Annotated in this window: 12 protein-coding genes and 1 pseudogene; 7 read left to right on the top strand and 6 right to left on the bottom strand. The window is 39.4% G+C overall.

Going from position 1 to position 12920, the window contains the following annotated elements:
* Nucleotides 1–18: 18 nt before the first annotated feature.
* The 5 genes from DTA23_RS26315 (at nt 19) to DTA23_RS26300 (ending at nt 3037) form a co-directional block, all read left to right on the top strand.
* Complete coding sequence (locus DTA23_RS26315; protein WP_123870234.1) at nt 19–1350, top strand: hypothetical protein; 1332 nt, start codon at nt 19–21, stop codon at nt 1348–1350.
* 12 nt (nt 1351–1362) lie between these two features.
* The gene (locus DTA23_RS26310) at nt 1363–1752 is read left to right on the top strand and encodes a hypothetical protein (protein WP_061083930.1); all 390 of its coding nucleotides are present in this window, start codon (nt 1363–1365) and stop codon (nt 1750–1752) included.
* 49 nt (nt 1753–1801) lie between these two features.
* Nucleotides 1802–2182 (top strand): hypothetical protein, encoded by a 381-nt coding sequence (locus tag DTA23_RS26305; protein ID WP_061083931.1) that lies wholly within the window; start codon nt 1802–1804, stop codon nt 2180–2182.
* Nucleotides 2183–2329: 147 nt separating this feature from the next.
* The gene (locus DTA23_RS27305; protein WP_172462520.1) at nt 2330–2473 is read left to right on the top strand and encodes a hypothetical protein; all 144 of its coding nucleotides are present in this window, start codon (nt 2330–2332) and stop codon (nt 2471–2473) included.
* A 93-nt stretch (nt 2474–2566) separates the two neighbouring features.
* On the top strand, nt 2567–3037 hold the full coding sequence (locus DTA23_RS26300) for a hypothetical protein (protein ID WP_061083932.1): 471 nt from the start codon (nt 2567–2569) through the stop codon (nt 3035–3037).
* 571 nt (nt 3038–3608) lie between these two features.
* Here the strand turns inward: DTA23_RS26300 and DTA23_RS26295 are convergent.
* From DTA23_RS26295 to dinB, 5 genes and pseudogenes are all read right to left on the bottom strand, one after another.
* On the bottom strand, nt 3609–4298 hold the full coding sequence (locus tag DTA23_RS26295; RefSeq protein ID WP_061083933.1) for an O-methyltransferase: 690 nt from the start codon (nt 4296–4298) through the stop codon (nt 3609–3611).
* 276 nt (nt 4299–4574) lie between these two features.
* Nucleotides 4575–5027 (bottom strand): PA2169 family four-helix-bundle protein, encoded by a 453-nt coding sequence (locus tag DTA23_RS26290; RefSeq protein WP_061083934.1) that lies wholly within the window; start codon nt 5025–5027, stop codon nt 4575–4577.
* A 65-nt stretch (nt 5028–5092) separates the two neighbouring features.
* The gene (locus DTA23_RS30835; protein ID WP_370445176.1) at nt 5093–5971 is read right to left on the bottom strand and encodes a helix-hairpin-helix domain-containing protein; all 879 of its coding nucleotides are present in this window, start codon (nt 5969–5971) and stop codon (nt 5093–5095) included.
* Between the two features lie 270 nt (nt 5972–6241).
* A pseudogene (locus DTA23_RS30830) lies at nt 6242–8073 on the bottom strand (hypothetical protein); the annotation flags it as partial.
* Nucleotides 8074–8137: 64 nt separating this feature from the next.
* The gene (gene dinB, locus DTA23_RS26280) at nt 8138–9295 is read right to left on the bottom strand and encodes a DNA polymerase IV (protein WP_061083936.1); all 1158 of its coding nucleotides are present in this window, start codon (nt 9293–9295) and stop codon (nt 8138–8140) included.
* 79 nt (nt 9296–9374) lie between these two features.
* On the opposite strand from dinB, the gene DTA23_RS26275 reads away from it, so the two are divergent.
* Nucleotides 9375–10154 (top strand): XRE family transcriptional regulator, encoded by a 780-nt coding sequence (locus DTA23_RS26275; RefSeq protein WP_204991134.1) that lies wholly within the window; start codon nt 9375–9377, stop codon nt 10152–10154.
* Between the two features lie 48 nt (nt 10155–10202).
* On the opposite strand, the gene DTA23_RS26270 is transcribed toward DTA23_RS26275, so the two are convergent.
* Complete coding sequence (locus DTA23_RS26270; protein ID WP_174890608.1) at nt 10203–11147, bottom strand: hypothetical protein; 945 nt, start codon at nt 11145–11147, stop codon at nt 10203–10205.
* Between the two features lie 209 nt (nt 11148–11356).
* On the opposite strand from DTA23_RS26270, the gene istA reads away from it, so the two are divergent.
* On the top strand, nt 11357–12910 hold the full coding sequence (gene istA / locus DTA23_RS26265; RefSeq protein WP_112376464.1) for an IS21 family transposase: 1554 nt from the start codon (nt 11357–11359) through the stop codon (nt 12908–12910).
* The last annotated feature ends 10 nt before the right edge of the window (nt 12911–12920 follow it).

Here is a 12920-nt window from a genome sequence, read left to right as displayed (position 1 = left end):
AACCTAAAACCACATAACATGTTAACAACTATTTTCAGAAAACTAATTTGTGCAGTATTTGCAATTATGCTGCTGCAGTCTTGTGAAAGGGATATGGAAAACTATCCACAAAACGATGAAACCTCACTGGCCAAAAAATGGTATGAGGACAATGGGAAACCTTTTCCCTTAGATTGGTCAAAATCACAGCTCATTAACGGAAATAATAATACGCAGCTTGTGGTTCCCGTGCAGAACGGTACAACACTTGGTCCCGATAGTTCCATGCAACAAAACCTTGTGTTTACTATAGAAGGAAATAAAGTAACAAACGCGAATAAAGTAAATCTCTTTTCTGACACCCGTTCAGTGTCTGAATTTTCAGGGGAGGCTATTACTAATTTCGTAAAAAAACAGGTGTATCGTACCAAGGATCTGGGAAAAGTATATTATATGGTATATGATTTAAATGATACGTTATTGTACAGCCAATCACTTGATGCAAGTGGCCTTAAACAGATAAACCTGCAATTGAAGATTAAGGACGACAACATCAATGTAACAAAAGAAAACGGTAAACCTGACACAAGTAAAAATATACCCGTTGTATGCAGCGAGTGGTATCTGGTACAGTACTTCGATGATGGTACCGAACTTTGGACCTATCTATACACCACCTGCAGCGGCACCGCAACCGGTGGTGGCGGAGGTGGTGGTGGCGGAAATAATCATGGAGGTGGCAGTGGCGCGCCTGCCTCAACTTATTACAACTCTCCGGCTGAACCAATTAATATCCAAGAGCTTATAAATTGCTTCAATAACATCCCTTCTAATGCCCAAACAACCTACAAGGTAACGATCCATACGCATCTTGCCAATCCAAACAACGCATATCAGGTGTACAATGTTTCGGACAATGATCCTGGACATGCTTACATAACCATGCAAAAAACCAATGGCTCAGTTACCCGTTCGCTAACCTTTGGGTTCTATCCCCAAGCAGGAACTTGGATGACGGGGGTGAAAAATGCCGAAAACTCTGCAATTGGACAAGAAGTTCCCGGAACACGCAGAAGCGATGGCAGTTATACAATAAGCGTATCTGAGGCTGCTTTTAATAACGCACGAAATACCGCCCTGACCGGAAGTACAAAAAAATACGATCTTAATGATTTTAACTGTACGAATTATGCCTTAGGTGTTTTTAATGCAGCACTAGGTGGAACGGGATTACAGGTTCCCAATAGCCCAATCGGCTATAAGACACCTTCAAGTTTGTACCTAAAGCTGAGTGATATGAAAACAGCGGGAACTGCTGGTATTTCCCTTACACCAAGTATGGCCCCGACCAGCACCACTCCATGCAACTAAAAAAAAATAGATATGAAGAAGAAAAATATGAAGAAAGCAATAATCGTAGTGGTCGGCACTATTCTCTTGATTCCCAATCTACCTTTTATTGGTAAGGATATTCATCACTGGTTAGACGAGGGATACTTTAAATATTCCAATTTAGATGGATCATATTATCTTACGCAAGATTTTAATTTTAAAAGTCCTGGATTCTCAACCTTTGGTTTTGAATACTTCGTAAAAAACACCTCCCCCGCAAAAGAAAACCGGAAGCTTTACAGATTATATAAGATTAATCCGCTATGTTTTTGGCGATGGAGCTACTATCTGCGGCACAGTATTCATTTAGATTATATGGACCCTGGTGTTATCGAAAAGAATATGGAGAAAAAAAAGGTCGATACTAATAAAGTAATGTAGCATTAGGTCGTATAGTTTCGCCAGCTAGCACGAATGATCAGAAAAGGATATGAAGAGAAAACTCATTAAAGGAATTGTACTATTTGTATTGGTTATTCCCAATACACCGATTATCGGTACGGAAATATTGAAGTCCATTGATGGTGACCATTTTCGGTATTCAAATGCAAATGCTGCTTTTACAGGCATTGAGTATATTGATATTTTTGCCCCTTGGATGAGCAAGTGGACAACTTATGGATTTATCTATGATACGAGACCGGAAATGACCAATATGGAAATTTTTAGACTTTATAGAATCAACCCGTTGTGTTTTTGGCGTTGGCGTTATTATTTAACTGTCAGCAGACATTTCGCGTATCGGGACTGGGAAAAAATAGAGCCAAACAGAGTTCCCTTCGAACCATCTAATAGATGGCAGGATTTCTGATTTTTTCTTAAACTGCACACTTGGAAAAACTCTCATTTTATGGGAGTTTTTCTAATAAAACCCTGCAAAGCAATATCATGCAATAAAAAGTTCAACGGACCTTCATACCTCAAATAATACTGACCTCAAGCAACTGAACAAAAATATATGAAGAGGAAAACAATTATTGTGGTACTCAGCGCTATTCTCGTGATTCCCAATATCCCACTTATTGTTGAGGAAATTGCTCATCGGTTAGATGAGGGATACTTTAGATATTCTAATTTAGCTGTAGCATTTCGTAGTCCATAATCGTTCACTAAAAAAACAATCCTGAACTAATACTAAATAGATCAAACATGCCAATTCAGTCAGGAATGCAAACTTATTACACACTTTTAATTTATGACCGTGAAATTCTTAAAATCAATATCAACTTTAATTGTTACGTCTTCTTTTTTTTTCGGGTGCTCAAAAAGCAATGATGAAAAAATAGGATGTACCTTTCAGATTACACCCGTATTTCTAGATTTTAATGTCGTAGGTGCGGCATCGGGCAAAGACTTATTTTTCTCTGCTGATCCCACCTATCAAATTAAGGATATCTATTTCTTTAAGGTAAAAGACACCGCTAAAAAAGATACTATACGGCCTTCAGTTGAGGGAACAGGAACTGAAAGAATTTTTAAAATCTCACCGGATAATAAACTTTTGGCAGATACACTCATGATGCATATCGGTGAGACCCCAGTGGATAAATTGGTCGTGAAAATGAAAAATTCCGATGGCCCATGTTCCAATCCTATTCTTGGCGAAGTATTTCTTAATGATGTTAAATTGAATTATGATCAAGGAAAAGTCCGAATTGTGAAATAATTTTTTAACCAAATAAGTCAAAATAATTATGGAAACTTTATCAGAACTATTAAACGAAACACAGGGAATATTATTACAACGGAAAAAGGTTCTATATAAAAAAACGCACCTTTAAAAGATGCGTTTAAAAACTAATAACCATGAAACGTATTAAACCATAAGTAGAATTATACGTGTATTTGAAATATACTATATTTTTTATGTTGACCGATACTATTATCCCTTAATCGAATTATGACAAGGTTCACAATTTTCAGGTGCAAATTTAAGGAATAATTTCAGACCCGCCTACGGGTTTCCGTAATCTGATTAAAATTATTCTCGTATTGATAGACCTTAAAACATCTTTTTTCTGGGAAGCCCAATCTCACTTTCCTGCGGATGAGGAGCCTTAAAGGTCATACTGACATCTTCCTTTTCCACAAATCCTCTCCTAAAAGATAGAGTGCCTTGCATTCAGTATCATCATGTCGCGTACTGACAGACAAAGTGAAAAAAAAAGACTAATCTTACGACTAGTCTACAATATACTATTAAGATGGTTAGTTAACACATAACCAATATACGATATTTAAAGCTTAATCGTAAATTCCATCGCTTTTTTTGGATATACGGTTGTTGAAAGATACCCATTTTCGGGATTGCGTACATAATCAAAATAGTCCTTCATGGAAGGTTGAAATCCCTGAACATCATCCACAAAGATCACTGCACCTTTTTTCAACTTCGGTTCTATGAGCTTGAATACCGCATATACCATGTCCGGCCAACCATCAAGAAGGACAAAATCCCATTCCACATCCAGATCCTTTAAAGTCTGCATCGCATCCCCCTCCAAAATCTCAACATGCTCGTTGACACCTGCTTCAATAAGATTCTGTCGGGCAATTTTAACCTTATGGGCTAAGTACTCCGTAGAAATAACTTTACCTCCATTGTCCTTCGCCGCTTTTGCTAGATAGATTGTAGAAATTCCAAAAGACGTTCCAAATTCGAGGATATTTTTCGCATTCAGTGCTCTCGCTTGCATATAGATAAAGGTACCCTGATAAGGTAGTATTGGTATATATTTATCCTCATAAAAGCTTTCATTTTCTGTTTTCCAGTCTATTCCTTTACCAAAGAACTTAAATGCTTTGGGCATGAAATGAAAAACCATCGACCAGCCCTGCTTGAGAGCTTCCTTATACAGCCTAGCCAATGTATTTTCAGCTCTGCTATCGTGTAGAACTTCAAAAAGTTCTGGGGTTACTTTGGGCATATCACTTCCTTAAATTAAGTTATTAAGAACTATTCTAAATAATAAAAGTAAGAAATATAATGCAGATAATGCTTATATACCCTAAAAAGTCCTTCTAATCCGCTTACATCATCATTTGGGGCTGAAATAGATCGATTGTTGCTGTGTTCTATTTGCGGTAACATTAACTCTCTAATACACGCAATTATATTCTGTATAATCTCCTAAAAGAAAAAGCTGTGTTAGTAAATCAACACAGCTTTTCAACCATTTTCTATACAATCTAATCCTTATTTTTTATTTGCTCAAATCTCTGAGAGCTTTGACTGCATCATGGCTCGCCTGGATACCATCCTGTTGTTTTAATAAAACTTCACGAACATCTTCTCCGAGCTCATTTTCCTGCAGTGCGTCTTTGTATGCCTTTTTAATCGCATCTTCCCCACGTTCACATTCTTCCAGGATACTGTGACGGTCACTACCGCCAAAAGTTGCCTTTATATCGATCCAAGCGCGATGTAATGCTCCAAGGACCGTATTCCCATCTTCGGGAACTTCACCCTTGCTTCCCACAAGTCCCGCAAGCTCTGTAATATTGCTTCGGCTTTGTGAAGCGAATTTTTCAAAGGCAGCTTTAAGATCTATGTTTTCGGCGTTAATGTCCCTGATAGCTTTTTCAAAGCCTTCAGCTCTATCGTTGTTGATCTCTATTAAATCATTTAAGACTTCGACAATTTTGTGATTTTCCATTTCCTATCTGTTTTTCTAAATAACCGATCCCCAGAACAATTTGTTTAAAATTTCTTCAAAAGAATCTAAAAACGTTTTCTGGGAAGTCCTATTTCATGTTCCTGCGGATAAGGGGCCCTGAAAGTCATACTGACATCTTCCCGAATCCGCTGTTGCGCTTCATATTTCTTCTCTTCATCATGGGAATACCGCGGGTCAGGTATAAATGGCATCTTTGCCATTTTGGTGATCGTTATTGTCGGAAAATGGAAATCAACTTCCACAATCCCCAATAATAGATAGCATCCCCCACCCTGAAATGGATATTTTTCAAGGCAGTCAGCAAAATGAGCAGTGTCAAAATAGTTGCCCTCAACATCTATCCATGTACCAAAGTACATTGTTCCCCTTTTTGTAGGAACATGTTTCCTTGAAATCAGATAGGCAAGCATCTTCACCTCTTTTTTGTGATGATCCGTAAGATCTTTGGCCATAACCGTACCTCGATACTTCGTCTGCAGCAGATCAAATGGTGTACACGAAACTGGAAAGCTCAATATCTCAATTTCATCGAAGGCATCTTCAAAAACATTACGTTTCAATTCTGGAAACTTGTATTCTTTTATAGGTTCTTCAAACAGTGTCTGAAACCTTTTCTCAGGTTTAAACTCTCCCAATAAAAGCCTAGCTTTGAGTAAAAGTTCATTCTTGGGTATTCCAGTAAACCGAAACGCTCCGATAAAGATTAACGTCTGTAAAGTCTCAATACCGATTGGAATCCTTTTTATAAAATCCTCAATAGATTTATACGCTCCATTCGCCCTCCGTTCTTTCGGGATAAGCTGAGCGAGTTTCGATTCCACTTTTTCAAGTAGCATCAAGCCCAGGTAAATTTCCTCACCATATATTGTTGTCTCATATTCACTTTTATTCACGCATGGATTAAGGATCGTTCCTCCGGACATCCTTGCTTCGTGAACATACACTTCCGTTCTGTAAAATCCGCCCATATTGTTTATGGCGGAAACCATAAATTCCAAAGGATAGTAGACTTTCAGATACAGGCTCTGATAGCTTTCCACCGCATAGGAAGCTGAGTGGGCTTTACAAAACGAATACCCCGCAAACGATTCTATCTGTCTGTAAATTTCCCTGCTCAGCTCCTCTGGGTGTCCTTGGTTGCTGCAAGATGCAAAAAAATACTCCTTAACTTTTTGGAGTGCACTTAATGACCTACTTTTTCCGCTCATAGCCCTTCTAAGGATATCGCCATCGGCAGCAGACACCCCGCCATAATGAAGCGCAATTTTTATAACATCTTCTTGATATACCATGATACCATATGTCTCTCCCAGCTGCTTCTCAAAGACAGGATGGAAATATTCAAACTGGTCAGGATTGTTATGTCTAAAAATATACTCGTGCATCATTCCGGACTGAGCGACACCTGGTCTGATAATGGATGAAGCAGCCACCAACACTTTATAGTTATCACACTTTAGCCTTCTGAGCAATCCCCGCATAGCAGGCGATTCGATATAGAAGCAACCTATCGTTCGCCCCTGACTTAGATAGTCATTACACTTTACCTCATCTTTAGATAGTGTGGTATCTTTAATATTAACCTTGATCCCCCTTTTTTCTTCAAGTAGCCTTACGGTATCATTGATCGTACCTAGCCCCCTTTGCGATAAAATGTCAAATTTTTCAAAACCGATCTCCTCAGCTGTATGCATGTCCCATTGTACAATCGGAAATCCTTTTGGGGGCATTTCAAGAGCCGTAAAGTTTATGAGTGGTTCTTCAGAGATTAGAATGCCACAAGAATGCATTGACCGTTGGTTCGGAAATTTCTCCAGCAGCTTACCATACTTCTGTACCTGCTTCACAATATCATCCCGAAAAACTCTTTCGGGATTTTTACTCAGTTCGTCAAGCTCCTCCTTTGGTAAACCAAAAGCCTTTCCTACCTCCCTGATAATCGACTTATATTTGAATTCAACATTCGTCCCACAAAATGCGACATATTCTTTCCCATACCGATTGAATATATAATCGAGTATAATATCTCTTTCCTGCCAGCTCCATCGATATCAAAGTCGGGCGGACTTTTCCGGTTAAGATTCAGGAATCTTTCAAAATAAAGATCCAGTTCAATAGGGCATATATCGGTAATGCCCAAACAGTATGCAACAATTGAATTGGCTCCGCTCCCACGTCCCACATGCATAAAGCCCATGCTATTACTGTATCGGATGATATCCCATGTAATTAGAAAATAACCACTAAAGTTTAGTTCATCAATTACCTTTAATTCCTTTTCGATCCGCTTAGTTGCTATCTCGTGATTTCTACCATAACGACGTTCCAGTCCAGCATAAGCCAATCGCGTGAGCAGCTTCAGGTCATCGGCCTTGGTACCCGTATAATGTTTTCTATTTCTGGGTGTCGAAAATGCAAATTCAAAACTGCATTGTGAAAGTAATTTTTGCGTATTCTCAATAATTTCAGGATAATGACGATAGATTTTGCATACTGAATCCACAGAACGAAAATATTCAGATTTCCGGCACACTTCTTTTTCCGCAAGTTTGGAAAGCAGGGTATTGTTATCAATGGCACGTAAAATCCGATGAAGGTTATATTCTTTTTTTGTGCTGAAAGTAATGGGACAAAGAATAACCATTTTGGGAAACAGCTTTTTATACTCCGACCTTATCAAAAGATTAAGTTCATCCTCATAGATTCCCACATATTCATTTTCTCCGAGGTTTTTTGGAATATTGCTCAGAGGATATATAATAAAATTGTGGATTAATTCAGGCTGCAATGGTAACTCTATATTATCGCAATTGTACGAAGTGAGCATTTTGTTTACTTCGGCAAGCCCACTAAACTCTTTTGCAATTGCTATATAGTATAATTCACTTCCGTTGCGCACCTCAACACCAACAATCGGGCGGATATTATTTTCTTCGCATTTCTTTTTAAATTCATACACTCCGGTCACCGTATTAATATCGGTTAGAACAAGTTCCTTTATCCCCAGTGCTAAAGCCTGATAAATAAGGTCGTCTATGGAAAGTGTTCCATAGCGGAGACTGTGAAAGGAATGACAGTTTAAAACATACCTACAAATGCTTCCGTGAAAAATTGAATCCAACAGCCCGACCAACCGCATCTTTACCGAAACGGTTTTTAATATTATCCATCGCCTGGTACAAGCTGATAAGCTCCGCGTTATCTTCAAAAAGATTCATCTGATAACTGCCGTGAACAAGATCGGTAAATCGCAGGCCAACCAAACGAAGCCGCATACGTCTTGTATAAATCTTATCAAATAGTTCCAGTGCAACTCTTGCTAAGGTATGGTCAGAAGAAGTATAACTCACCCGGCATTGTTTGGATTCGGTATCAAAGTTCGAGTATCTGATCTTGATCACTACGGTTGACGTCAGCCATTTCTCCTGCCGGAGCTGATGGGCAAGCTGCTCTGCCATTCCTGATATCAGACCTTTTACCTCATAGGTATCCATTGTATCGCTGCTAAATGTCCTTTCCTTGGAAATGCCCTTCCTTTCAGTATATGGAATGACAGGAGTTTCATCGATACCGTTTGCTTTCTTCCATAAATCGGCACCATTTTTACCGATCATCTGCTGCAGGACCTCCACAGGCATTTCAGAAAGTGTCCCTATGGTTCTGATACCTACTCGTGAGAATAATTGAAAAGTAGCATTTCCCACCATAGGCATTTTTTTGATCGACAATGGATTTAAAAATGACTGAACACCAAAAGATGGTATCTCCCGGTGTCCGTGCGGTTTGGATTCCCCAGTTCCTATTTTGCTTACGGTTTTGTTGGTAGATAGTGCATAACTTATCGGTAAACCAGTTTCCTTTTCGATCTTTGCCCCAAGCTCATTTGTCCATTTGTAAGCGCCGAAAAACTTATCCATCCCCGTTAGATCCAGGTAAAATTCATCGATAGAAGCTTTTTCCATTACGGGTGCACTTTCTTCTATCACCTCAGTCACCATATGGGACATTTTGGAGTAAAGCTCCATATCTCCTTTTACAACCTTTGCCTGTGGACAGAGGCGAAGCGCCATTTTCATGGGCATAGCTGATCTTACCCCAAAGGTGCGTGCCTCATAGCTACATGAAGAAACTACACCTCTATCCCCACCACCAATGATCAGTGGAATCCCGTTAAAACCGGAATTTACCAATCTCTCACAGGACACGAAAAACGTATCCAGATCCAAATGCACAATCGATCGCTCCATTTTGTTACTAAATTATTTAGCAAATCTGGTAAGTTTTATCACAATTTACATTACATTTGCTGTGATAAATTATCACAAAATGTCAACAATCAATCTCCTAGCAGATAACATAAGGTATTTACGTCTTAAGCAGGAACCGAATCTTTCGCAAGAAAAAATTGCTGAGAAATTACTGATTTCCAGAGATTCATATGCAAAATATGAGACAGCGAAATATACTCCTCCATTAGATGTTCTATTAGCAATTTCACGATATTATCATATCAGTACTGACCTGTTATTGACTGTAGATCTAAGAAAATATAAGCTGGAAGAAATGCTCAGTCTACCAGACAATAGAATTTTACTGCCCATAAAAACAGATTCAATAGGTGAAAATAAAATTGAGATTATTCCCTACAAAGCATCAATGGGTTATTTGGCAGGATATTCCGATCCTGAGTATATTGAAAATCTCCAAACGATGTCCCTACCCTTTCTTCACAATGGAAAATATAGAGCCTTTCCTGCAGAAGGTGATTCAATGCCACCTTATCAGGACGGCACCTATGTAGTAGGCAGATATGTTGAAAGCATAAATGATATTAAAGTGGGCAAAACCCATGTGCTTATAACCCGATCAGGATTTACCTTTAAACGAATTGAAAGTATAAACAATAATTCGATAACCGTAAGATCCGACAATACATTTTATGATAGTTACCATATTCCCTTTAGTGATATTTGGGAAGCTTGGCAGTATGCAGGTAGTTTTTCCAGTGAGGAAATGGAAATAATTGACTTTGCAAATGAGGACGTAAAATCGATGCTTATAAAGTTGATGCAGGAAGTTCGGGAACTTAAAAACAAAGTTAGCTAAAACACCGTCTTAGCTAACTTTTCCATGAACCAAAAATTACTCAGAAACTCAATTTTTCAATCTAACATCCTCATATTTTTTTCTTTCGCTTTTTAATGACGTTAACCATTCCAAATACATTCCTTCTGGCATATTTCTATACCCGATCTGATGGATACGCTTATACTCTTTGTTTAAAGATGCGAGTAGCTCTTTCGCTTTCGGATCAGAATGCTCCATTTTCCGATATTGTTCTTTGTGGGTCTCCGCCTGTAATAATAAAGCTGTGACTAAATACGGGCTTACCTGCAATGCCCTTTCTGCGCACTTTAGGGCAAAACTTCCATCATTTTCAGGAAATGCTCGTTTGTATGCATTTGCCAGATCAACCAAACATAAGCCAAGGCTATCGCGATTGTCAAGTGCTTTCATATAAACTCCATTTTCAATAGCGTTTAAATGGATAAATCCCGACGCCATCAACCAGGCATCCTGTGGAAAGATACCACTTGTCAGCTCTGTATTATACCAACCGATGGATTTTATATTGTGCTTAATATAAATATGATTCGGAGCCAATGCAAGATTAGCTTCCACACCTAATTCCTCTGCAAGAATTTTATATAGGTAAGGTAACGAATTACAATTACCTTTATGGGTATTCACCAGTTTGGATACAAAAAGGCTTGTCAGATCTTTATGCCCGAAAACGTCTTCAAAATCATAGGAAAATGGTTTATATTTTATTGTGTCCTGATCTATTAAAATTGGAGTTTCTTCGCAAATTACCGAAAAGATTGCAGCATATTTACTTACTGTTTCTTTATCTTTTTCATTATAGGTCAGATCGCGGTTACGAACAATAGTTTTACAGAAGTTAGCCATAAATTTTATTTTCCTGTCAACTTCCGTTGTATCCAATTTCCCCTGATAATATGCGTTTTCTACATTCAATACTGCTGTTTTAAAACTGTATTTCTGTTTATTGCATATTCCGGAGTAAATTGACCCCATGATTCCGGCACTTTGCACTGGAGTATATGCGCGATTCCATTGAGTTATCGCATGCCATTCCGGCAGATGTTGACCCCCTATAAGATTTAGATGGATTTATTCCGGATCATACTGACCCCTCAAAAATAATATGGGGTCTAATTCCGGAGCATCTTGACCCCCTTGGTTATTTTGATTTATTTGGGATAAGATTTTTAAGAGTTATTCCAATGGCCGGTAAATCAAGACCCATGAGTCAGATAAAACAATTGATAAGATTGAAACAGCAGGGCTATGCCATAAAAGCGATAGCACGTTGTTTATCACTGAGTAAGAACACCGTAAAGACCTATCTTTTCAAGATCGGTCAGGCAAAGCTCAACATGAACGAGCTACTGGAACTGGAGGATCCGATTCTCGACGGGCTTCTGAATGCCGGTAATCCAGCCTATCGTGATGCCCGGTTTGAGGATTTCAAAGAGCGGCTTTCCTATTTTCAGCAAGAACTCGGCCGTCCCGGTGTTACCCGTAAACTTCTTTGGGAAGAATATAAGCAAAGCGTGTCGGACGGCTATGAACTTTCACAGTTCTGTTTCCATCTGGGGCAATATCTCAAAGTACAGAAGCGCAGCTCGATGGTCATGGAACATACGCCAGCAGATAAACTTTATATCGACTTTTCCGGCAAGAAGCTTCATTTTATCGATGGTAATACCGGTGAGATCATAAATTGTGAGATATTTGTGGCCTGTCTTCCTTTTTCCAATTATTGTTATGCCACAGCTGTGCCGAGCCAGAAGACACCCGACTTTTTGGACGCGCTGGATAAATGTATACAGTTTCTTGGCGGGGTGCCAAGATGTATCGTTCCGGACAATCTTAAGTCTGCGGTTATAAAAAGTGACAGGTACGAACCGGAAATCAACCGCTGTATGGAAGATCTGGCCAATCATTACGGTACTGTTATCGTTCCTGCACGCGCTGGAAAGCCCAGGGACAAGAGTGCCGTAGAAAACCATGTAAAGATCATTTATACGCAGGTATTTGCCAAACTTCGAAACAGGAGCTTTTTCTCATTATCAGCCCTCAACAGCGCCGTTGAAGACTGTGTATTGAAGCTGAACCAGACGCGTATGCAGAACAGGAGTTATTGTCGGCAGGAACGGTTCCTCAGCTGTGAAAAACATCTTCTGTTACCACTACCCGAGCATCGCTTTGCACTAAAATATTATGCGGAGCTTAAGATCGGTGAAAACGGGCACGTCTATCTTGGCAGGGACAGACACTTCTATAGTGCCCCGAGTTGCTATATCGGAAAGAAAGCACAGGTTATCTACACCAAGAATCTCGTGCACATCTTTGTTGGAGGAAAACAGGTTGCCCTGCATCAGAGGAGCCCAAAACAGAATGCCTACACCACCCTGGAGGAACATCTGGATGCCAGGTACCGTGAGTTCAGAAAAAGGAACCCTGCCCATTACCTTACAAGAGCAAATGCCATATCTCCGGTATTCAGTGAACTGGTACAGATGATCTTTGACCAGAAACGCCATCCTGAACAGCTTTACAGGACATGTGACGGACTGTTCAGGCTTCAAAGAACCTACAGCGACCTGTTTATAAAGGCCTGCCAGGTGGCTATTACTCATCGCCAGCTACGGTATAAGTTTGTTGAAGGCCTTTTAATAACCGGCATGGTAAACTTTCCGGAGCACCAGGGCGCACAGATCGAAAAAAAACTTCCCCTGCATGAAAATATCAGGAACCGGGGGTATTATTCATAACATAAAAATC

Origin of the sequence: Sphingobacterium multivorum (assembly GCF_900457465.1) — a bacterium.
Lineage (GTDB): Bacteria > Bacteroidota > Bacteroidia > Sphingobacteriales > Sphingobacteriaceae > Sphingobacterium > Sphingobacterium multivorum.
This window is presented reverse-complemented; position numbering and strand designations above follow the sequence as displayed.

Bases quoted from the DNA above. Each gene is read 5' to 3' on its own strand.
- DTA23_RS26270 (WP_174890608.1), bottom strand. From the start codon at position 11,147: ATGGGGTCAATTTACTCCGGAATATGCAATAAACAGAAATACAGTTTT.
- DTA23_RS26290 (WP_061083934.1), bottom strand. From the start codon at position 5,027: ATGGAAAATCACAAAATTGTCGAAGTCTTAAATGATTTAATAGAGATC.
- DTA23_RS26275 (WP_204991134.1), top strand. From the start codon at position 9,375: ATGTCAACAATCAATCTCCTAGCAGATAACATAAGGTATTTACGTCTT.
- DTA23_RS26310 (WP_061083930.1), top strand. From the start codon at position 1,363: ATGAAGAAGAAAAATATGAAGAAAGCAATAATCGTAGTGGTCGGCACT.
- dinB (WP_061083936.1), bottom strand. From the start codon at position 9,295: ATGGAGCGATCGATTGTGCATTTGGATCTGGATACGTTTTTCGTGTCC.
- DTA23_RS26315 (WP_123870234.1), top strand. From the start codon at position 19: ATGTTAACAACTATTTTCAGAAAACTAATTTGTGCAGTATTTGCAATT.
- istA (WP_112376464.1), top strand. From the start codon at position 11,357: ATGGCCGGTAAATCAAGACCCATGAGTCAGATAAAACAATTGATAAGA.
- DTA23_RS26300 (WP_061083932.1), top strand. From the start codon at position 2,567: ATGACCGTGAAATTCTTAAAATCAATATCAACTTTAATTGTTACGTCT.
- DTA23_RS26305 (WP_061083931.1), top strand. From the start codon at position 1,802: ATGAAGAGAAAACTCATTAAAGGAATTGTACTATTTGTATTGGTTATT.
- DTA23_RS27305 (WP_172462520.1), top strand. From the start codon at position 2,330: ATGAAGAGGAAAACAATTATTGTGGTACTCAGCGCTATTCTCGTGATT.
- DTA23_RS30835 (WP_370445176.1), bottom strand. From the start codon at position 5,971: ATGTCCGGAGGAACGATCCTTAATCCATGCGTGAATAAAAGTGAATAT.
- DTA23_RS26295 (WP_061083933.1), bottom strand. From the start codon at position 4,298: ATGCCCAAAGTAACCCCAGAACTTTTTGAAGTTCTACACGATAGCAGA.